Annotated in this window: 19 protein-coding genes; all 19 read left to right on the forward strand. The window is 55.1% G+C overall.

The features are described 5' to 3' along the window. Positions 1 to 190: 190 nt before the first annotated feature. Positions 191 to 454: an HPr family phosphocarrier protein gene (locus B5G37_RS01295; protein WP_087253039.1), complete on the forward strand. Its 264-nt coding sequence runs from the start codon at positions 191 to 193 to the stop codon at positions 452 to 454. A gap of 56 nt (positions 455 to 510) precedes the next feature. Then, on the forward strand, positions 511 to 2,586 hold the full coding sequence (locus tag B5G37_RS01300; RefSeq protein WP_087252994.1) for a transcription antiterminator: 2,076 nt from the start codon (positions 511 to 513) through the stop codon (positions 2,584 to 2,586). Continuing rightward, complete coding sequence (ptsP, locus tag B5G37_RS01305) at positions 2,573 to 4,303, forward strand: phosphoenolpyruvate--protein phosphotransferase (RefSeq protein WP_087252996.1); 1,731 nt, start codon at positions 2,573 to 2,575, stop codon at positions 4,301 to 4,303. The genes B5G37_RS01300 and ptsP overlap by 14 nt, the downstream gene beginning before the upstream one ends. Next, positions 4,300 to 4,722 (forward strand): hypothetical protein, encoded by a 423-nt coding sequence (locus B5G37_RS01310; protein ID WP_087252998.1) that lies wholly within the window; start codon positions 4,300 to 4,302, stop codon positions 4,720 to 4,722. Before ptsP ends, B5G37_RS01310 begins: the two co-directional genes overlap by 4 nt. Before the next feature lie 163 nt (positions 4,723 to 4,885). After that, a complete protein-coding gene (locus B5G37_RS01315) occupies positions 4,886 to 5,356 on the forward strand; it encodes a PTS sugar transporter subunit IIA (RefSeq protein ID WP_087253000.1) in 471 nt (156 codons plus the stop codon). 21 nt (positions 5,357 to 5,377) lie between these two features. After that, positions 5,378 to 5,677: a PTS fructose transporter subunit IIB gene (locus tag B5G37_RS01320; RefSeq protein ID WP_087253001.1), complete on the forward strand. Its 300-nt coding sequence runs from the start codon at positions 5,378 to 5,380 to the stop codon at positions 5,675 to 5,677. A 51-nt stretch (positions 5,678 to 5,728) separates the two neighbouring features. After that, the gene (locus B5G37_RS01325; protein WP_087253003.1) at positions 5,729 to 7,156 is read left to right on the forward strand and encodes a PTS transporter subunit IIC; all 1,428 of its coding nucleotides are present in this window, start codon (positions 5,729 to 5,731) and stop codon (positions 7,154 to 7,156) included. Positions 7,157 to 7,225: 69 nt separating this feature from the next. Beyond that, positions 7,226 to 8,281: a 2-hydroxyacid dehydrogenase gene (locus B5G37_RS01330; RefSeq protein WP_087253005.1), complete on the forward strand. Its 1,056-nt coding sequence runs from the start codon at positions 7,226 to 7,228 to the stop codon at positions 8,279 to 8,281. 30 nt (positions 8,282 to 8,311) lie between these two features. After that, complete coding sequence (locus tag B5G37_RS01335; RefSeq protein WP_087253007.1) at positions 8,312 to 8,992, forward strand: class II aldolase/adducin family protein; 681 nt, start codon at positions 8,312 to 8,314, stop codon at positions 8,990 to 8,992. Between the two features lie 113 nt (positions 8,993 to 9,105). Beyond that, positions 9,106 to 10,134, forward strand: coding sequence for an alcohol dehydrogenase catalytic domain-containing protein (locus B5G37_RS01340; protein WP_087253041.1), 1,029 nt, complete (start codon positions 9,106 to 9,108; stop codon positions 10,132 to 10,134). Positions 10,135 to 10,147: 13 nt separating this feature from the next. Continuing rightward, complete coding sequence (locus tag B5G37_RS01345; RefSeq protein ID WP_087253009.1) at positions 10,148 to 11,314, forward strand: iron-containing alcohol dehydrogenase; 1,167 nt, start codon at positions 10,148 to 10,150, stop codon at positions 11,312 to 11,314. A 272-nt stretch (positions 11,315 to 11,586) separates the two neighbouring features. Then, positions 11,587 to 12,981, forward strand: a complete 1,395-nt coding sequence (locus tag B5G37_RS01350) for an amidohydrolase (protein WP_087253011.1) — start codon at positions 11,587 to 11,589, stop codon at positions 12,979 to 12,981. A gap of 37 nt (positions 12,982 to 13,018) precedes the next feature. Continuing rightward, complete coding sequence (locus B5G37_RS01355) at positions 13,019 to 14,005, forward strand: BMP family protein (protein WP_087253012.1); 987 nt, start codon at positions 13,019 to 13,021, stop codon at positions 14,003 to 14,005. Between the two features lie 40 nt (positions 14,006 to 14,045). Continuing rightward, complete coding sequence (locus tag B5G37_RS01360; protein ID WP_087253014.1) at positions 14,046 to 15,584, forward strand: ABC transporter ATP-binding protein; 1,539 nt, start codon at positions 14,046 to 14,048, stop codon at positions 15,582 to 15,584. Continuing rightward, positions 15,571 to 16,608, forward strand: coding sequence for an ABC transporter permease (locus B5G37_RS01365; RefSeq protein ID WP_087253016.1), 1,038 nt, complete (start codon positions 15,571 to 15,573; stop codon positions 16,606 to 16,608). The genes B5G37_RS01360 and B5G37_RS01365 overlap by 14 nt, the downstream gene beginning before the upstream one ends. 13 nt (positions 16,609 to 16,621) lie before the next feature. Then, positions 16,622 to 17,563, forward strand: coding sequence for an ABC transporter permease (locus B5G37_RS01370; RefSeq protein WP_087253018.1), 942 nt, complete (start codon positions 16,622 to 16,624; stop codon positions 17,561 to 17,563). Between the two features lie 89 nt (positions 17,564 to 17,652). Continuing rightward, positions 17,653 to 18,429 carry a MerR family transcriptional regulator gene (locus B5G37_RS01375; protein ID WP_158099323.1) on the forward strand — a complete coding sequence of 259 codons (777 nt, stop codon included), beginning with the start codon at positions 17,653 to 17,655 and terminating at the stop codon, positions 18,427 to 18,429. Positions 18,430 to 18,568: 139 nt separating this feature from the next. After that, the gene (gene trxA / locus B5G37_RS01380; protein WP_087253022.1) at positions 18,569 to 18,892 is read left to right on the forward strand and encodes a thioredoxin; all 324 of its coding nucleotides are present in this window, start codon (positions 18,569 to 18,571) and stop codon (positions 18,890 to 18,892) included. A gap of 12 nt (positions 18,893 to 18,904) precedes the next feature. Then, positions 18,905 to 19,837, forward strand: a complete 933-nt coding sequence (gene trxB, locus B5G37_RS01385; protein WP_087253024.1) for a thioredoxin-disulfide reductase — start codon at positions 18,905 to 18,907, stop codon at positions 19,835 to 19,837. Positions 19,838 to 19,954: the final 117 nt, after the last annotated feature.

Genomic DNA, 19,954 nt, shown 5'->3' on the forward strand with positions numbered 1-19,954 from the left:
TTTGCATTTGTGTTCAGAAAAGGGTTTCTGGCCTTGGAATGAATATCCCTGGGCAAGAACCCAGGGAGGGCACATATTTTGCACACATATGAGCGTGTGTATATGCAGTATTTTGGTAATTTTCATCAATGGGGTGGGGTGCTAATATGATGGCGTAAAGAATCAAATCCATGGAGAAGGGATGTTTGTTATGTACACGGAAAAAATCGTAATCAAGAATAAGACCGGCCTTCACGCCCGCCCCGCGTCGGAATTGGTGGAACTCAGTTCCAAATTTCAAAGTGAAATCATTCTCATGGTGGAGGATGACGACGAGGTAAATGCCAAGAGTATCATCAGTGTGCTCAGCGGCGGAATTATGCCGGACACCGAGGTGTTGCTCCAAGTGGAAGGGACCGATGAAAAGGAAGCGGGAGCGGCTCTTTCGGAGTTTTTGCATAACCTGCCGGATTAAAGGAAAACAATCATTGAAGGGGAGAGCATAATCCCAAAGAATATGGAGGAGCCAGCATGGAACTGAAAAGCAGACAAACGCATATACTACGCAATCTCATGTACGCGGAGAATGGGGTTAGTTCCACTCAGCTTCTCCAATCTTTGGGCATTGCCAGACGAACCTTTTACTACGACATCGAGAAGATCAACGATTACCTGGCCATGCACGACATGGGAAGGGTGACTATCAGCGGGTCACGCATACGGGCAGAGTTGACCAACATCAACCAGTTGGAACGGCTGCTGACCAAGCAAAACAGCTACTTTTTCTCTGTGGCGGAGCGGCGAGGTATGGAGTTGATCTACATTGCGCTGGCCAGCCATGCGGTGACGGTTCAGAGCATCATGGACCACTTTGACATCAGCAAGAACACCGCGCTGGGAGATATCAAGGCGGTGCGTGAGAATCTGGCTCAATGGGGGCTGGATTTGCAAAGTGCCATAAAAAATGGATATCAAATCATAGGTGATGAGTTTATCATTCGCAGGATGCTGTGGGGAGAATTCCAGTTTCTCAACAATCCGGAAGTGACTGCTGCCATCAAAAGCTTTTTGCAAGAGAGCATGGTGTCGCTGACGGGCAATGACATTGACTTTTTGGAACTGTGTCGCTGTCTTATCAAACAATATGAGACAGACATCCAGGGAAAGTGTTTTTTGCAGGAAAATGGATTGGAGAGCATGATGATTCAGGCGTCCTGGATTCGAAGCCACAAAGGATATGAGATCGTCATGAATGCTGAAGAGCAATTTGCACTTATGAAATCCCATTCCTATCGTTCCATCAGCTTTTCAGCGCAAAAGCTGGACAAGCTGGGCATGAAAATTTCCCCCAACGAAATTTACTATATCACATCGCTATTCCTGGGCATTCGCACATCGGATTTTAGCTCCAAAGAAGAGGAAAACACCTATATTGATCAACTATCCCGGGGGCTCATTCACAACTTTGAGTGCATTGCGGGAATATCCTTTCCCAATCGAGATCATTTGCACTCCCAGTTGACCCATCATGTACGCCCCTTGTTTTACCGCTTAAAATACGGAATAGTGGACAAAAGTCCCCTGGTCAAAGATGTACAGGGGATGTATCCCATCGTGTATGATTTTACCCGACGTGCAGCAGAGGCGCTGCACACGTCCATGTTTGACGGGCTGTCGGAAGATGAGCTGTCTTATCTGTGCATTTATTTTGCCAGCAATTTAAATGAGAAATTTCTGGCGATGACGGAAAACAACGTGCAGGAAAATGCTCTGATCGTGGGAGCGGGCAACATGGCCACAGCCACCTTATTGCAGGAGCAACTGGAGAATTTGTTTGGCTTTGCGTTTTCCTACAACGTGATATCCGTGGATCGTCTTCGAACATGGCAATTACGAGATTACGCATTGGTGGTGTCCCTGGTTCCACTGGGGCCGCAGTTTACCTGTGAACATGTGGTACAAACAGGCCCCATCCTCAATGAAAAGGATCAGGGGAACATTTTAAGGGCCTTGAAACACAACCAGCTGTTGGTCAAGTATGATATGCTGATCCAGGATTTGCTGAGCATTGCGGAACGAAATGCCACTGGAGAGCTTCAAAGCCAGAACATGTATTTCGAGCTGCTGCGCTATTTTGTCAAACGAGAAGGAAAGCATGGAACGGGCGTAAACACCAAGGTGCATGTGGAAATTCTGAAAGAGGAGAATTTCTTGCTGGTTTCGGAGGAAACGTCTTGGGAGCAGGCGGTGCTTTTGGGGGCCAGCCACTTGCAGGGCGAACGTCTGGTGGCCAGAATGAAAAACCTGGTGGTGAATGGTAAGATTCAGACCTATCGGTTCCACCCACAGGTGGTATTGGTTCATTACCCCATGCAGGGGGAGATGAACGCTGTGGTGGATACCCGGATCATTCTCTCCGAGCAGGGAATCATGTGCGAAGATGGCCAGAAGGCCAACATCATCGTGTGTATTTCCGGGGTGGATCATTACTCCCATTGGCATGCACTGGAGGATATTTATCAATATTTTGAACGTCAGAATCATGTAGACGAGATACTGGGACGTATTCCATATCTGCAAGGAGGGAACCGTGATGAAAAAAATTGAAGGACTGGCCGGAGCAGCCGGACAAGCATTGTACCGGGCTTTGGTGTTGAAACGTGAGGCTGTGGAACTGGTAGAAGGTACCGTAGCTGACCCGGAAGAAGAAATTGCACGGTTTGAAGAAATCCGTGGAAAATATGCAGAGGAATTGGATCAGCTGGCGCAGAAGAGTGCCGATGGACACGGGCAGGAGGCCGCGGCGATTATGAGGGCATATGCGGTTATTGCCAGGGACGATTTCTTCTTCCAAAAACCCATCAAACGGGTACGCGCCGATGGAATTTCCATGGCATATGCCGTGGAAGAGGCTTGCCAGAAGGTTTGTCGTAAGTTTGAGGGGATGGACGATCCCTATATGAAGGAGCGGGCCGTCGACATTCGAAATGTTTGCACGGAACTCATACGTCGGCTGCAAGGAGTGTCTTCCACCTTGGAGATCCAGGGTGACGATCCGGTGATTTTGGTGGCGGAAGATCTGACGCCGGAAGACACCATTCGTGTCGACAAAAAGAAATTGGGTGGCTTTATCACCCAGCGGGGAGGAGTGACTTCCCACGCTGTCATTCTGGCTAAGACCTTGGGCATTCCTGCCGTGGTGGGTTGCGGCGAAGTGATGACGGCGGTGGAAAGCGGACAGAAGCTCTACCTCAACGGGTCAGAGGGATGGGCCATTGTGGAGCCGGATGCAGAGACGGAAGCTCGTTTCCGCGACGCCCATAAAAAACAGCTCCAGCTGGACGGGCTGTACCGCCATGCTGCCAGCCAGCCTTCTGTGACAAAAGATGGACACCAGATTATGGTGTGCGTGAACTCAGGGGACAAGGATAGTGTGAATGGGTTGGACGCCACCAAGTGTGACGGCGTGGGCCTCTTCCGCACCGAATTTCTCTTCATGGACCAGACGGACTATCCCTCTGAACAGCTGCAATATGAGGCCTATCGGCAAGTGGCTGAGGCGGCGCAAGGAAAAGAGATTATCATCCGTACGCTGGACATCGGAGGCGATAAACAGCTGGACTATATGTCCCTACCCCAGGAATTCAATCCCTTTTTGGGGTATCGGGCCATTCGCCTGTGTCTGGATCGGAAAGAGATGTTCCTCACCCAGCTGCGGGCCATTTTGCGGGCATCTGCCCATGGTAAGCTGAAGATCATGTTTCCCATGATTGTGACGGTGGAAGAACTACGGCAGGCCAAGGCGTTGGTGCAACAAGCGGCCCAGGAACTGGACCAGGAGGGTGTGGCCCATGCGCCCCATGTTCCGGTGGGCATCATGATTGAAACCCCTGCAGCGGTTCTTTTGTCCGATCAGTTGGCCAAGGAGGCGGAGTTCTTCTCCATTGGTACCAATGATCTGATCCAATACACCGCGGCCACAGACCGGCAGAATGAGCGGGTGCAGTACCTGTATACGCCGTGTAACCTGTCGGTGCTGCGTGCCATTGCCACAGTGATTGAAAACGGACATCGAGAGGGAATCCCCGTGGGTATGTGCGGAGAGGCCGCCTCGGATCCCAGATTGGGACTGCTGCTTTTGGGCCTGGGGTTGGACGAATTTTCTGTGGTACCCGCCCAAGTGGGCAAGGTGAAGTACATGGTCCAGCATGCCGATTATGGGCAGCTGGCTGCTAAGGTCAAAAAGCTGTGGGAGTTTGCCACCATTGAGGAGTTGGAAGCCTGGCTTGCATCCTGGCAGGAAGAGGCAGGTGAGCAGCTATGACGGCAAAGGCGGTGCAGGCCACCCAAGAAGTGGAACGCTGTTTGTGGTGTGGACGAAAGACAGACAGCAAAGCATATATCATCAATCCAAAGGCCAGACATGAGTTGCCATGCTGTTGCCAGGAGTGCTTTGAGCACATGCAGGAATTTGTGGAGCGGGATAAGCGGTATCGTATGATATCCTATCTGATTCTGGGCGCTTTGGTGGTGGCCAATCTGTTCTTCTTCGGACTGATGCCGGACACCAGGTGGAAGTATCTTCCGATGCTGGGCATCGGAGTGTTCGCAACGATCTTTCCTTACGTATTCGCCAGTTATGAACGTTATCAAAGGTTTGGAGCACGGCGCACGACGATGGTGGTTCGTGTGTTTACCGCGATGTTTGCTGTGTTTTCGTTGCTTTTGATTGCGCTGTATTAGTGCGCTCTTTTTTGCATAGTGACCAAAATGGAACGGTTTTTTGCATAACTACGTGTGCAAGATGTGAAAGAAGTTGGGCTGTTTTCACAAAGAAACCTGTGCTATTCTTGAACCAGAAACGAAGCTCCGGAGGCTACGTATAAACAGTGCTTGAGGTTGGGAGATGAGGAACATAGCTACTTTATTAGATGAACGGCTGATTCTTTTGGATGCTGATGTGACCAGTGCAGAGCAGTGCATTCGCACCATGGCAGATCTCTTTGAGACATACGGCTACGTGAAGCCAGGGTATGGAGACGCTGTGGTGGAGCGGGAGAAGGGATTCCCCACCGGACTTCCTGGGAAGGGAATCAACATTGCGATCCCCCACACCAACAATGCGTTGGTCAACAAACCGGCAGTGGGAGTCATTGTTCCCCGGCAAGCGGTAGAGTTTGCGGTTATGGGGCAAAAGGAGACCAAGATTTCCTGTGAATTGATTCTTCCGCTGGTTGTTCAGGACACCAAGCGCCAGATGGCCATGTTGAAAAAGATGATGAAGATCATCCAAGATGGAGAGCTGCTCCAGAATTTGCGACATGCAAAGGACAAGCAGACCATTCTCCAACTGTTATCCGTATTAAACGACGACTGATTTGGAAAGGAGCATATCAATATGCGTGCAGTTAAGGTTTTGTCCGTTTGTGGTTCTGGTACCGTAAGTTCTGCCATGCTGTCTTCCAAGCTGGAGGATGTGCTCAGCGAGCGCGGTTATGATTTGGAGGCCACCGAGGTGGCTCCCGGCGGTGTGAGCATGGCCATTCAGAATAGTGACTATGATCTCATTGCCTATACCAGCCCGGTGGAGGACATCTATGGGATTCCCGTACTCAATGCCACTGGTTTTCTGGTGGGCATCAACGAGGAGGAATTTGTGGACGAGCTGATGGAGGTTGTTGGAAAGCTGGATCTGTAATGAACAGCTTCACACGCTCGTAGAGAAATATGATGGGAAGGAAGCGATGGTATGTTTTTTGACAATTTGAAGTTGTTCTTCGATACATTCGGCAACTATATTACGGTTCCAATTATCATTTTCATCATCTGCTTGATTTTCGGTGCACCGCTGAAAAAAGCATTTGCCTCGGCGGTTCTCATCGGTGTGGGCTTGAAGGGCATGGCCTTTGTGACGGATGCCTTTGGAGCTATTCTTTCCCCGCTGGTTCAGCAAATCGTGGAGAGCACGGGCCTGAACCTGCCCGCTCTGGACATTGGTTGGCAGGCCATCGCCAGCGTGGCGTATTCCACCCAGATCGGCATGGTGTTCATTGGAGTGGGTCTGATTTTCCAGATCGTCCTCTGGATCACCAAGATCACCGACATCTTTATGCCCTCCGATTTGTGGAACAACTATTCTATCATTGTTTGGGGCTCCATGCTCTATCAACTGTCCAATAACTTGGTGATGGCCTTTGTGCTGATGCTGTTTATCAACCTGGTGACCCTGCTCATCGCTGAGGTGATGCAAAAGCGCTGGTCTACCTACTATCACTATCCCAGCTGTGCCATGACGGCCCCCCACCATATGGGCGACGCTCCCATGTATCTGGTGCTGAACATCCTCTTCAGTAAGCTGGGCTTGGATAAGGTCCGTATGGATCCCGAGACCATCAAGAAGAAGATCGGCTTCTTGGGTGAGCCCATGTACATCGGTCTGATCGTGGGCATCATCCTGGGTGTGGTGGGTAACATCTCCCGCCTGGGCACCATTCAGGCTTGGGGCCAAGTGGCCAACGTCATGGTCACCTGCGCTGCAGTTATGGCCATCTTCCCCAAGATCGCCGGCCTGTTTGCCTCTGGCTTTACTGCCCTGACGGATTATTCCCGCAAGAAGCTCAAGAAGAGCAAGTATGGCAAGAACCGTGAGTTTATCATCGCTGTGAACGATGCTCTGGGTTACGGCGAGACCGCAACTCTGACCACTGGTCTGCTGGTCATCCCCTTTGCCGTGCTGATGGCCTTCCTGCTTCCCGGCAACATCGTGGTGCCTGTCATGGTGCTGCCCTCTCTGCCCTACATGGTAGAGGTTCCTGTGTGCCTGTCCAACGGTAACATTCTCAAGTCCTGGCTGATGGCTTGCATCGTGTTCTGTGCCAAGCTGGCCATGGCCTCCTACTGGGCGGTCACCTTCACGGAAGTTGCTGCCGGTGCCGGTTTCGAGGCTGCCATTACCGCTCTGGCTGGCGGCACCTTCATCATCGGTTTCATCATGTCCAACTGCACTGCCGGTGTGATTACCATGGCGTTCCTGACCATGAATCCCCTGGTCATTGGCGCAGTTATGATCGTGTATGTGATTTTGCTGGTCCTGTTCCGCAAGAACAAGGACAAGGTCCACAACTTCCTGGAGACCAACGCGCTGGGCGTGGACGCTGTTTCTGCCGCAAAAGGTTAAATAAGCAGGAGGCATCCGCGTGCTCACGACGTGAGACCGGATGCCTCCCATACGATGGAGGGAATATCCTTGAAAATTGTAGTCATTGGAGATATTGTTGTTCCCTGCGAGCTGCTGGTGGAGGCAGCCCATACCATTGCAGGGGAGAAGGAGCATACCGTCAAGGCCATCGAGTGGCCCTGTGAAACCCGTCAGGAGTTCCAGCGCAGATCTCAAAACCTGGAGAAGAACGGCCCAACGGCAGAGAAAGTGCCCGATGAGGTCTACCAGGAGATCGTGGATGCAGACATTCTTCTGACCCACTTCTGCCCGGTGCCGGAGGACCTGATTGCAGCCGGCAAACAGCTCTCCCTGATTGGCACGTGCCGTGGCGGCATGGAGCATGTGGACGTGGCTGCGGCAACCGCCCGGAACATTCCCGTGGTGCATTGCATCCGCAACGCAGAGTGCACCAGTGATTTTGCCATTGGCCTGATGTTTGCAGAGACCCGGAACATCGCCCGTTCCCATGCAGCCATCAAGCAGGGAAACTGGCGGAAGGACTACGTCAACAGCGGCTACACCACTTCCATGTGTGAAATGACCTTGGGCCTGGTGGGCTTGGGGCACATCGGAAAATTGGTGGCAAAGAAGGGCCTGGGCGTTGGCATGAAGCGGGTGCTGGCCTATGATCCCTTCGTGAAGCAGGAGACTCTGGATGCCGCAGGGCTTGCCGTGACCTTGGTGTCCCAGGAGGAGCTGTTCCGTCAGTCGGACATTGTCTCTCTGCATCTGCGGCTGACTCCGGAGACCAAGAACTGCATAGGCCGGGAGCAGCTGAGTTGGATGAAGCCTACGGCTTACCTCATCAATACCTCGCGCGCTGGCGTGTTGGACCGGGAGGCCCTCATCGACGCGCTGGAAAACAAACGCATTGGCGGCGCAGCCATTGATGTGTTCTGGGAGGAGCCTGTCCCCGCAGACGATGCGCTGTTGAAGCTGGACAACCTGACCATGACCCCCCACACGGCGGGGAACGTGGTGGATGCTCTGCCCAAGTCCCCCTTGCTTTTGGCCAAGGTAATTTTGGAGTACTGGCAGACGGGCAAGAGCGATATGGTCGTCAATCTGCGCCAATTACATTGAAAACGATAACAGAAAAGGAGATGTGTCCCCATGTTGATGGAGAAAGAACGCAAGGATATTGTGGAGTTCGGTAAGCAGATGAGCAGCCAGGGCCTGTCCAAGGGCACCAGCGGCAATCTGTCCTGTTACGATCCGGAAACCGGGTATATGGCCATCGGCCCCTCTGGATTGGGCTATTTTGAGACCACTCCGGAAGACATTGTCATCATGGACTTGCACGGGAATGTGGTGGAAGGCACTCGTAAGCCCTCCAGTGAGCACAACCTGCACGCCACCGTCTATCTGCATCACCCCCAGGCCCGAGCCGTGGTGCATACCCACTCCACCTATTGCACCACCTTTGCCTGCATGCGCCAGCCTCTCAAGGCCGTGCACTACGTCATTTCCGGCGCAGGCGTGGATGAGGTGCCCTGCGCAGAGTATGCTACCTTTGGTACTCCCGCTCTGGCTGAAAACGTGGGGAAGGCCATGGGAGAGAGTAAGGCGTTGCTGCTGGCCAATCACGGTCTGGTAACCTGCGGCCCCAGCATGGCAAAGGCCTTCTCTCTGGCTGTCAACATGGAGTTCGTGGCAGAGATGCAGTGGCGCTCCATGGCTGTGGGCACCCCCGCCATCCTCACCGCGCAGGAGATGAGCGACGTGCGGGAGCGCATGCTCACCTATGGTCAGGCCAAAAAGCCCGACGAGCCCAAGGATACGGTGGGATATTGATCCCAGATCCAAAATCATTCATATGTGAAACCCTGAACGCATGATTTTGTGTCCACAGGTGCGTCAGCACCTGTGGACACACCTTTTTGGTAGAGGAGATGATCGCTTTGAAGATGAAGCAGGCCATGCTGTTTGGCATTGAAGATATACGCATCGTGGAGCGAGAGGTTCCCATGCCGGGAGAGGGCGAGGTGCTGATTCGCAACCGCATCTCCACCACCTGCGGCACCGATGTGAAAAATTTTGTGCGAGGGTATCCACTGCTCAAGCCCCCACACCCTTATGGACATGAGTATTCCGGCGTTGTGGCGGCGGTTGGCCCTGGAGTGACTGGGTTTCAGGAAGGAGACCGGATTGCTTGCCACAATACCGCGCCTTGCGGCACCTGTTATGCCTGCAAACGGGGGCAGCCATCCATGTGCCAGAAGCTGACCTATTGCAGAGGCACGTATGCAGAGTATGTGCTGGTTCCAGCCCCTATTGTGGCTCAGAACATGTTCCACATTCCCGACACGTTGTCTCACAAGGCGGCTTCGTTGTTAGAACCCCTGTCTTGTGCCGTATATGGCATTGAAAATTGCCCTATTGCCTTGGGAGATGTGGTGGTTGTCAATGGAGCCGGCCCCATTGGACTGATGTTTGCGCGGTTGGCGGTGCTACGGGGGGCAAAGGTTCTGGTCACGGACCTGAAACAGTCTCGGCTGGATATCGCCCGTAAGATGGGCGTGTGGAAGACCATCTGTCTCCAGAAGGGCGAGGATGGCGTGGAAAAGGTGCGCATGGAGACGGAGGAGCACCGAGGGGCAGATGTGGTGATTGAGGCCACAGGGGTGATCTCGGTGTGGGAGAGCAGCATCCGCATGGCTCGTAAGGGCGGCTTTATTCTTTTGTTTGGTGGGACGGCCTCGGGGAGCGTGTTGCAAACCGATGCCACCCTGCTGCACTACTCCCAGCTGACCATCAAAGGCGTATACCATACCACACCGGCCTGCGTTTCTGCTGCTTTGGAGCTTTTGAAACTGGGAGTCATTTCGGAACACGATTTTATCCAAAACGAGTATCCCCTGGAGCAGCTGGAACAGGCTATCCGGGAGCACCGTGCCGGAGATGTCATTAAAAACTGCATTGTTTACCCAGAATAAGGAGGAATAAAACATGTATGCCATCAAACTTGGATGTGGACATATGTACTGTGGGAAAGATGCCATTCAGAGCCTGGCAGATTTGCCGGGTACTACCAAACGCGCTTACATCGTCATGAGCGGTACCGTACAAAAGGAGTTGGGCCAGCTGAAGATGGTGACGGACGTGTTGGAGGGAGCTGGCTTTGTCTGCCGCTCCTACACCGATGTGGAGCCGGAACCCAGTTTTGAAACGGTAAAGCGCGGCGCCGCTGATATGGCGGAGTTCCAGCCCGATTGGGTCATTGGCTTTGGCGGCGGGTCTGCCATGGATGCGGCCAAGGCCATGTGGGTGTTTTATGAAAATCCCCAGTACCACACCCTCAGCGATGTGATGCCCCCCAATGAGATTGAAAACCTGAGAGTGAAGGCACGTTTGTGCTGCATTGCCACCTCCGCCGGAACGGGCAGCGAGGCCACCCGGGCGGCGCTTATCAAAGACACGGTGGAGAAAAAGAAGTACTCCATTCGCTGCATGAAGGGGAGACTGGTTCCCGACGTGGCGGTTTTGGACCCCATCTTCACTACCACCATGCCCAAGAGCCTGACGGCCTCCTCGGGCATGGATGCCATCACCCATGCCATTGAGTCCTATGTGACACCTCTGGCCAACCCCTACTCGGACGCCATGGCCATGGCCTCATTCCGCTATGGATATGAGAGCCTGGGAGAGTGCTATGAGCATGGGGACAATTTGGAAGCTCGTGCCAATATGCTGGCGGCCTCTTGTATGGGTGGCATTGCTTTCTCCAACTGTGCTTTGGGCATTGTGCATTCCATCGCCCACACCTTTGGAGCCGAGTATGGAGTTCCCCACGGGCTGGCCAATGCCATTGTCCTGCCCTATGGCATTGCGTTCAACGATGCCGATCCCCGCACCCATCAGCGGTATCAGGAGTTGGCGGCTCTGGTGGGTGAGACCGACCTGTATCAGGCGGTCATGAAACTGAGAACCCGCATCCAGGTTCCCAACACCATGGGGGAAGTGGTGAAGGATGAGGCACATTTCCGGGAGCACCTGGACGCCTTGGTGGACAAGGCCTTTGCCGATGTGTGCACCCCCTTTACCCCTCGTAAGCCCAGCCAGGAAGAGATGAAAAACCTCATCCTGGAGGTGTATTACGGAAAGAAAGAACGCTGAGATTCCTCCCTCCCAATCCATAGAAGCAGCAAAACCACCCGATCCCCGGGTGGTTTTGCTGCTTTTCTATTTATGAGGATCAGGGGAGAAGATACCTGTGGCTTGTGTGGGAAATGTGCAGAAAAGGGGAATACGGCCAAGGATGATCCTGGAGGAAATCACAAAAAATACAGCTATGTAAAAATTCTTCTTGAAACTATAGTAACTATATGTTTTATAGTTGTCCTGTCGAAAAAATGCCAGTTCGTCTCAGACGTAAAGGAGGAAATGGTATGGACCAGACCGTACTTATTCGAAACGCTGCGGCCATTGTCACCTGTGATGCACAGGATCGGGTGTATTACAACGCCGATTTGCTGGTGCAGGGCCCTAAGATCGTCAAGATCGGAACCAATCTGCAAGATCCCCACGATAGAGTGATTGATGCCACAGGCAAGTTTGTGTATCCCGGCCTCATCAACACCCACCACCATTTCTTTCAGACCTTTGTGCGCAATCTCCGCACCATTGACTACCCCAACATGACGGTACCTCAGTGGCTGGACAAGATTTACCGCATTTTTCAGATGGTGGACGATCAGGTGATCTACTACTCCTCGCTGACCGCCATGGCTGATCTGCTCAAGCACGGTTGCACCTGTGCTTTCGATCACCAGTACTGCTTTACCAAGGCCACAGGCAAGCTGCCGGTGGATCGGCAGATGGAGGCGGCCAGCCAACTGGGTATCCGCTACCATGCAGGCCGAGGGGTGAACACTTTGCCCCGCAGCAAGGGCAGCACCATCCCCGAGAACATGTTGGAGACCACCGACGAGTACCTGGCAGACTGTGAACGTCTCATCGCTCAGTATCACGACGCCAAGCCCTACTCCATGTCCCAGATCGTCATGGCTCCCTGTCAGCCCATCAACAGTTACCGGGAGACCTTCTCTGAGACGGTGAACATGGCCCGCAAGTACGGAGTGCGGATGCACACCCACCTGGGCGAGGGCGAAAATGAGATCATGATGGAGCGCTGGGGTAAGCGCACCTTGGACTGGTGTGAAGAGATCGGCTTCCTGGGCCCTGATGTGTGGATTGCCCACGGCTGGGAGCTGCTGCCCCAAGAATACCAGGTGCTGGCCCAGGCGGGAACCGGCGTGTCCCACTGTCCTGGCCCCGCCATTCTGGGTGGATTCCCCATTCTGCCCATGAAGGAGATGCAGCAGGCTGGCGTGTGCGTCAGCTTGGGCTGCGATGGCTCGGCTACCAATGACAGCTCCAGTCTGCTGGACTCCATGCGCACCGCCTGGATGATGCAGGCTTGGCACAGCAAGCAGCGCAACGGCTGCATTTCTCCCTATGAGATGCTGAAAATTGCCACTGTCAACGGGGCCAAGACCTTGGGTAGAGACGACCTGGGATCCTTGGAGCCGGAGAAGGGTGCGGACCTGTTTATGATTGACGCCCAGGTGCTGGAGCTGACCGGAACCCTCCACGACCCCAAAAACCTGCTGGCCCGCACCGGTGTGACGGGCAATGTGTGGCTGACCATGGTCAACGGAGAAGTGGTGTTCCAGGATGGCAAGCTGACCCGGGTGGACGAATACACCTTGGCCCGGGAGGGCGAGGCCGTGTGCACCAAGGTGCTGCGGGAGCCTTGCGAGGCCTTCCACAACTTAGGTTAAGAGAGTTTTTTACATACCATTTGAAGGAGAGAGATTCATGAAAAAGATGTTGAGTGGGCTGCTGGCTGGAACCATGCTGTTTTCTCTGACCGCCTGTCAGAGCGGGGGAGAGGACTCCGGGGAGAAGAAGGACACCCTGCAGGTGGCCCTGTGTATGTCCGGCCCCGCCAATGACCAGGGTTGGAACCAGTCCGCTTATGAGGGGGCCAAGGCCGCCTGTGACAAGTACGGCTATGAGCTGTCCTACAGCGAGAACCTGGGCGCTGCCGACATTGCCGCTGCCTTCGCCGACTACGCCATTGCCGGTTATGACGTGATCATTGGCCACGGTTTCGAGTTCGGCGACCCTGCGCTGGAAGTAGCAGAGACCTACCCCGACGTGAAGTTCATCTGCACCGAGGCCAGCGCTTCCGCCGAGAACGTGGCTTCCTACGTGATGGCCTGTGAGCAGACCGCCTATGTGGAGGGCATCATTGCCGCTTCCATGAGCGAGAGCGGCAAGCTGGGCGCCATTGGCCCCATCCAGGGCGATTCTCTGGTGAAGATCATCAACGGCTACGCCGAGGGAGCCAAGTCGGTGAGCGCTGACATCGAGGTGCAGACCGCATGGACCAACTCCTATGTGGACACCCAGCTAGCTCAGGAGGCCGCCAACGCCATGATCGAGAGCGGTGTGGACGTTATCAAGCACTGCGCCAACGCCTGCGGCAACGGCGCCATCAACGCTGCTGTGGCCGCCAACATCTGGTGCCAGGGTGATTCCTATGACCAGAGCTCCCTGGCTCCCGAGAACATTCTGGACTCTGCTCTGTACAACCTGGACGTGGTGCTGGACATTGCTCTGGGCACCGTGGCAGACGGCACTTTCAAGGGCGACGTATACAACCTGGGTATGGCCGAGGGCGCTGTGGAAGTGCTGCTGTCTGACAACCTGCCCCAGGAAGTGGTGGACAAGGCTCAGGCTGCGGTGGACGCCATCAAGTCTGGCGAGCTGAAGATCGTTCCTAACTTCACCGTGGAGTAAGGAATACCCCGTAACATAACATAGAACAGGAGTGAACGGCATGGCCCTCCTTGAAATGCACGATATCTGTAAATCCTTTTCCGGCGTGTACGCCAATGACCACATCAACTTGACGGTGGAAAAGGGAGAAATCCATGCGTTGTTGGGTGAAAACGGCGCAGGAAAGACCACCTTGGTCAACATTCTCTTTGGAATCTACGCCCCGGACAGTGGAAGCATTTCTTGGAAGGGTCAGCCGGTTTCCTTTTCCTCCCCTCGGGATGCCATTGCCGCTGGTATCGGCATGGTGCAGCAGCACTTTTCTCTGGTCCGCCGCATGACGGTGCTGGACAATATCATCCTGAACCTGCGGGACAACCGCTTTATCCTGGATCGGAAGTCCGCCCGGGCCCGGGTGGTGCAGCTGGCGGAGAAGTACGGTCTGCACGTGGACCCGGACGCCATGGTGGGAGACTTGTCCGTGGGCGAGCAGCAGCGGGTGGAAATTTTGAAGGCGCTGTACCGGGATGTGGAGTTGCTCATTCTGGACGAGCCCACTGGTGTGCTCACCCCCCAGGAGACCGCCCAGTTCTTCGACGTACTCCGGGTGCTGCGCCGGGAAGGGTATGGCATCATCATCATCACCCACCGTATGAGCGAGATCATGGCCATCAGCGACCGGGTGACCATTTTGCGAGACGGAAAGCAGGCGGCGGTGCTCCAGACCAGCGAGACCACCCCTGGGGAGCTCTCCCGGCACATGATTGGCCGAGAGCTGAAGGAAGGCTATGATATGGATCAGCCGGCAGGGGAGCAGGTGCTGTTGGAGCTGGAGCACGTTTCCCTTCCTGTCCGGCGGCGGGGCCATGCTCTGCATGACATCAACCTCCAGCTGCATCAGGGAGAGATTTTGGGCATTGCCGGCGTGGAGGGCAACGGCCAGAAGGAATTGGCCGAACTCATTGTGGGTATTCAGAAGGCGGCTCAGGGCACCATTACCTTGCATGGCACGTCGGTGGGCCATAGCTCTGTGGCCCAGCGCTACCAGCAGGGCATCGTGTACATCTCTGAGGACCGCTTACAGGACAGCTTGGTGGTGGATATGGACATCACTGACAACCTGATGCTGCGGGACTACCACCGTGCACCTTATGCCAAGAAGGGCCTACTCAATCGGCGGGCCATGGTACAGGCGGCTCAGGCTCTGATGGAGCGGTTTCAGGTGCGGGCTTCCGGCGTGTCCGGAGCAGCCACTCCGGTGCGGCTTCTGTCCGGCGGCAACCAGCAAAAGCTGATCGTGGCCCGAGAAGTCACCGATCGGGCGCAAGTGGTGGTGGCCAGCCAGCCCACCCGAGGGCTGGACATCGGCGCCACGGAGTTTGTGCGGGAGCGCCTGGTGGAGCAGCGCAACCAGGGCAAAGGCGTTTTGTTGATTTCTGCGGACTTGGAGGAAATTCTGGCGCTGAGTGACCGCATTGCCGTGCTCTTTGGCGGTCGCATCGTCGGAATTCTCACCCGTGAGCAGGCCACTGTGGAACAGATTGGCCTGTTGATGGGCGGTATTACCCAGAAGGAGGAGGCACACCATGGTGCTCAGTGAGAGAAAACGGGGGATTTTGGACGGGGTTACCATTGCGGTTGTGACCCTTCTGGTCAGTACCATTCTGATTTTGGCCTGTAAAGCCAACCCGCTGGAGGCCTTTGGCCTGTTTGTCAAAGGCGTGTTCGGCACCCCTGCCAGCTTTGCAGAGGTCTTTGTCAAAGCCTGCCCGCTGATGCTCACGGGCCTGGGATGTGCTGTGGCATTCCGTACCGGATTTTTCAACATCGGCGCAGAAGGGCAGTTTTATGTGGGTGCCATTGCTGCCACCATGGTGGCCCTGGGGCTGCCCCAGGTGCCTGGAGTGGTGCGGATGGTGCTGTGCTTTGTGGCCGCCTTTCTCTGCGGCGGCATCTGGGCCTTTTTGGCGGCGCTGCTGAAAACCAAGTTTAACATTTCTGAGATCATCGTCACCATTATGCTCAATTATATCGTGATTTCCTTTCTTGGCTATGCAGTGCGGGGCTTTCTCATGGACCCTGCGGGCAATGTACCTCAGTCTGCGAAGCTGGACGAGAGTGTGCAGCTGCCCAACCTGATCACCTCCACCCGGTTCCACGTGGGCATCTTGATTGCCTTTGTGTTGGTGGTTCTGGTGTGGTTTGTGCTGGAAAAGACCACTCTGGGCTTTGAGTTCAAGGCGGTGGGGCTCAATCGTCGGGGCGCTGGCTGCAACGGTATCCCTGTGGTGCGCAGCATCGTGCTCTCGGCGGTACTCAGCGGCGGCTTGGCCGCCACCGCTGGCGCCATTGAGGTGCTGGCGATCCAGAAGAAATTGCTGGAGGGGATTTCCGCCAACTGCGGATATACCGCGGTGCTCATTGCCCTGGTGGCCTTCAACCGGCCCTTGGGCGTGGTGATTGCCTCTTTGGTGTACGCTGCCATGCAGGTGGGCGCTGGGTCCATGCAGCGGCAGCTGGGGGTACCCTCTGCCATTGTGAACATCATCATTGGTGTGGTCGTGGTACTCATTTTGGGCAGAGAGTTGCTGCAGTGGTATCAGCGCTCCAAGAAACAGGCATAAGGGGGACGTGGCTATGTTGGATGAAATTTTTACCCTCAGTTTTCTGACGGTATTTCTGGCAGCTGCGGTGCGTCTGGCCATCCCGCTGATGTATGGTGGACTGGGTGAGCTGATTGCAGAGCGGGCCGGGATTTTGAACATCGGCATGGAGGGCGTGATGCTCAGCGGAGCCTTTTTCTCCTTTGCCGGAGCCTGGTATTTCCACAGCACGGCCATGGGGTTGCTGTGCGGCATGTTGGGTGGCCTGGTGGTGAGTTTGGTGCACGGTGTGCTCACCATTCGTCTGGCCAAAGATCAGTCGGTGAGCGGTCTGGCCCTGAATATGCTTATGTTGGGCGTCACCAGCTTTCTCTTTAAGCTGATGTCCGACGGGCAGACTTACCAGCAGGTGGACACCATGCCGGAGATCGCCTTTCCCGTGCTCTCCAAGATTCCTGTGATTGGTGAGGCGTTTTTCCAGCGGGATCTGCTGAGCTATCTGTTGTATGTGCTGATTCTGGCCAGTGTGCTGTTTTTCCGCTTCACCAACTGTGGCTTGAACCTGATTGCCGTGGGCGAGTACCCCAGAGCGGCGGAGTCCGCCGGTGTGCCGGTGCACCGCTATCAGTGGGCAGCCATGGTGTGCAACGGTGTGTTGGGCGGCATCGGCGGGGCCTATCTGGTGCTGGTGCAGCTGGGTGTGTTTACCGAGAACATGATCTCGGGCCGCGGCTATATCGCCTTGGCGGCGGTGATTCTGGGCCGGTATACCCCTGTGGGCGTGTTTGGCTCTGCGTTATTGTTCGGCGTGGCCAATGCCCTGCAAATTCGCTTGCAAACCATCGGGGTGAGCATTTCCCCCTATCTGCTGGCTATGTTGCCCTATGTGGTGACGCTGCTGGCTATGCTGGGGGCTGCGGGGAAAAATTCGCAGCCGGAGAGCATGGGAAAGCCCTACATCCGAGGTGTACGATAAGAAAACAAGGTGGTGCTGCGGCACCGCCTTGTTTTCTTGTCAGGGCTGAAGGGTATGTGGTATAATAAAAAGAAAAAAGGATGTTTGTCATGAAAAATCATCTGACGGTGGGGGAGATGGGGAACCTGTTCGGACTGAACGTGCAGACGCTGCATTATTACGACAAGATCGGCCTCTTTCAGCCCCGGATCCGCAACCAGCACAATGGCCGCCGTTACTACCAGTTCGATCAGGTCTATCAGCTGGCCACCATTCGATATCTGCGTAAGCTGGACTGTCCCCTGGAGGAGATCAAGGAGTTTTTGGACACCCGGTCCCCTGCGGTGACCAAACAGCTGTTGCAGGAGCGTTCTGCCATTTTGCAGGCCCAGTGGCAGGAGTTGATGCGCATTGACCAGGCCATCGGGCGCAAAATCCAATTCATCGAGGAAAAACAGGCGGAATTGGCCGGGCAAGAGGTGCGTCGGGTGTACTATCCCCGTCGGCTGTACATACCCATCGGCAGTGAGGAAGCGCTGTATATGAAGGATTCCTTCTATTTCTATCCCACCATCGCCTTTTATGAGGAGGACTTGAAATACTTTGGGGCATATGCATCCGGCCCTGACCTGAGCGAGGACGACCAGGACCTTCCCCAAGACCCGGAGGCGTTGCAGTCCATAGCAGAAGGTGTATATCTGACTTGCCCTCATTTGGGACCCTATACCACCATCCCGGAGCACATTGCCCAGCTGCGCGCGGACTACGCCCACCTCAAGCTCAGCCCCCTGACCGTCACCTTCAATATTGTGGATCACTTTGTGGATGCCTGCCAGGATCACTATGTGACAGACCTTCAAATTCAAATCCTGGAGGACACGGAGTGAGAATTAGCAGAAAGCCCAGGGGCCCATATGGGGCCCTGGGCTTTCTGCTGGGAAACTTTTCTGTTGTGTGATTTCGTCACAGAAAAAAGCTGAGTTTTGGGGCATACTAAGATCAAACAAAAGAAAGGGGCTGACAGACATGGCAGCAAACCATATCAATACACAAGAGTTCAAACAGATGATACATGGCGATAAGCCCGTTTTGGTGGATTATTGGGCGCCCTGGTGCGGCTATTGCCGCCGAATTGGCCCTGCATATGATAAAATTGCCCAGGAGTACGGGGACCGCGTGGCTGTGGTGAAGATCAACATCGACGAGGAAGCTCAGCTGGCCCAGGCCGAGCAGATTGAGCTCATCCCCACCCTGGTTCTGTACCGAAATGGAAAGGCTGTGGACAGCGTGGTCAATCCCAGCTCCAAGGCGGCCATGGAAGAATTCCTCCAAGGGGCATTGGATGCATAAGGAGGGAAAGATATGAGCGAGACCCATATCTACGATATGATCGTGGTGGGGGGTGGCCCAGGCGGCTATACCGCCGCCCTCTACGCTGCCCGAGCGGGCCTGGACACTGTGGTGCTGGAGAAGCTCTCTGCCGGTGGGCAGATGGCTCTGACCGAGGAGATCGACAACTACCCCGGCTTTGAGGAGGGGGTGGACGGCTTTACCTTGGCGGAAAAGATGCAGCAGCAGGCGGAGCGTTTTGGTGCCAAGAGCGAATACGCCCAGGTGGAGCGCATGGATCTCACTGCCACCCCCAAGGTGCTGGAGACCAGCGAGGGCATCTTCTACGCCAGAACGGTGGTGCTGGCCACGGGAGCCAATCCCAGAGAGTTGGGGGTTGCCGAGGAAGCGGCCCTCACCGGGCGGGGCGTGGCCTACTGCGCGGCCTGTGACGGTATGCGCTACAAAGGCAAAACTGTGGTAGTGGTGGGCGGCGGAAATTCCGCCGCCGCGGATGCCATGCTCCTCAGCCGCGTGGCGGAAAAGGTGATTTTGGTCCACCGCCGGGATACCCTGCGGGCCACTAAGGTCTACCATCAGCCGCTGATGGAGGCGGAGAACGTGGAATTTTGCTGGAACAGTGTAATCACGCAGCTGCTCCATGAGGAGAAGCTCACTGGTGTGAAGGTGAAAAACGTGAATACTGGGGAGGAGACCACCATTCCCTGTGATGGCCTGTTTATCAGTGTGGGCCGAACCCCGGCCACAGAGTTGGTGAAGGACCAGCTGGAGCTGGACCCTAGCGGCTACGTGGTGGCGGACGAGACCACAGCCACCAATCTTCCCGGTGTCTATGCCGTGGGCGATGTGCGCACGAAACCGCTGCGCCAGGTGGTGACGGCAGTGGCCGACGGAGCCATGGCCGTCCATATGGCAGAGGAGTATCTGGCTGAATATCCCCGATAAGTCAGGACCCCCGGCTAAGCCGGGGGCTTGAGTAAGCCCTAGAAGGGCATAATACAGACAACGCCCCTCAAGGGGCCCCGAATGGGTCGGTCAACTGCATTGCTGACTCATGGCGGG

The organism is Pseudoflavonifractor sp. An85, assembly GCF_002161235.1.
GTDB lineage: Bacteria > Bacillota > Clostridia > Oscillospirales > Oscillospiraceae > Enterenecus.

Excerpts from the sequence above, each read along its gene's own strand:
- B5G37_RS01295 (WP_087253039.1), top strand. The coding sequence starts at position 191 with ATGTACACGGAAAAAATCGTAATCAAGAATAAGACCGGCCTTCACGCC.
- B5G37_RS01300 (WP_087252994.1), top strand. The coding sequence starts at position 511 with ATGGAACTGAAAAGCAGACAAACGCATATACTACGCAATCTCATGTAC.
- ptsP (WP_087252996.1), top strand. The coding sequence starts at position 2,573 with ATGAAAAAAATTGAAGGACTGGCCGGAGCAGCCGGACAAGCATTGTAC.
- B5G37_RS01310 (WP_087252998.1), top strand. The coding sequence starts at position 4,300 with ATGACGGCAAAGGCGGTGCAGGCCACCCAAGAAGTGGAACGCTGTTTG.
- B5G37_RS01315 (WP_087253000.1), top strand. The coding sequence starts at position 4,886 with ATGAGGAACATAGCTACTTTATTAGATGAACGGCTGATTCTTTTGGAT.
- B5G37_RS01320 (WP_087253001.1), top strand. The coding sequence starts at position 5,378 with ATGCGTGCAGTTAAGGTTTTGTCCGTTTGTGGTTCTGGTACCGTAAGT.
- B5G37_RS01325 (WP_087253003.1), top strand. The coding sequence starts at position 5,729 with ATGTTTTTTGACAATTTGAAGTTGTTCTTCGATACATTCGGCAACTAT.
- B5G37_RS01335 (WP_087253007.1), top strand. The coding sequence starts at position 8,312 with ATGTTGATGGAGAAAGAACGCAAGGATATTGTGGAGTTCGGTAAGCAG.
- B5G37_RS01340 (WP_087253041.1), top strand. The coding sequence starts at position 9,106 with ATGAAGCAGGCCATGCTGTTTGGCATTGAAGATATACGCATCGTGGAG.
- B5G37_RS01345 (WP_087253009.1), top strand. The coding sequence starts at position 10,148 with ATGTATGCCATCAAACTTGGATGTGGACATATGTACTGTGGGAAAGAT.
- B5G37_RS01350 (WP_087253011.1), top strand. The coding sequence starts at position 11,587 with ATGGACCAGACCGTACTTATTCGAAACGCTGCGGCCATTGTCACCTGT.
- B5G37_RS01355 (WP_087253012.1), top strand. The coding sequence starts at position 13,019 with ATGAAAAAGATGTTGAGTGGGCTGCTGGCTGGAACCATGCTGTTTTCT.
- B5G37_RS01360 (WP_087253014.1), top strand. The coding sequence starts at position 14,046 with ATGGCCCTCCTTGAAATGCACGATATCTGTAAATCCTTTTCCGGCGTG.
- B5G37_RS01365 (WP_087253016.1), top strand. The coding sequence starts at position 15,571 with ATGGTGCTCAGTGAGAGAAAACGGGGGATTTTGGACGGGGTTACCATT.
- B5G37_RS01370 (WP_087253018.1), top strand. The coding sequence starts at position 16,622 with ATGTTGGATGAAATTTTTACCCTCAGTTTTCTGACGGTATTTCTGGCA.
- B5G37_RS01375 (WP_158099323.1), top strand. The coding sequence starts at position 17,653 with ATGAAAAATCATCTGACGGTGGGGGAGATGGGGAACCTGTTCGGACTG.
- trxA (WP_087253022.1), top strand. The coding sequence starts at position 18,569 with ATGGCAGCAAACCATATCAATACACAAGAGTTCAAACAGATGATACAT.
- trxB (WP_087253024.1), top strand. The coding sequence starts at position 18,905 with ATGAGCGAGACCCATATCTACGATATGATCGTGGTGGGGGGTGGCCCA.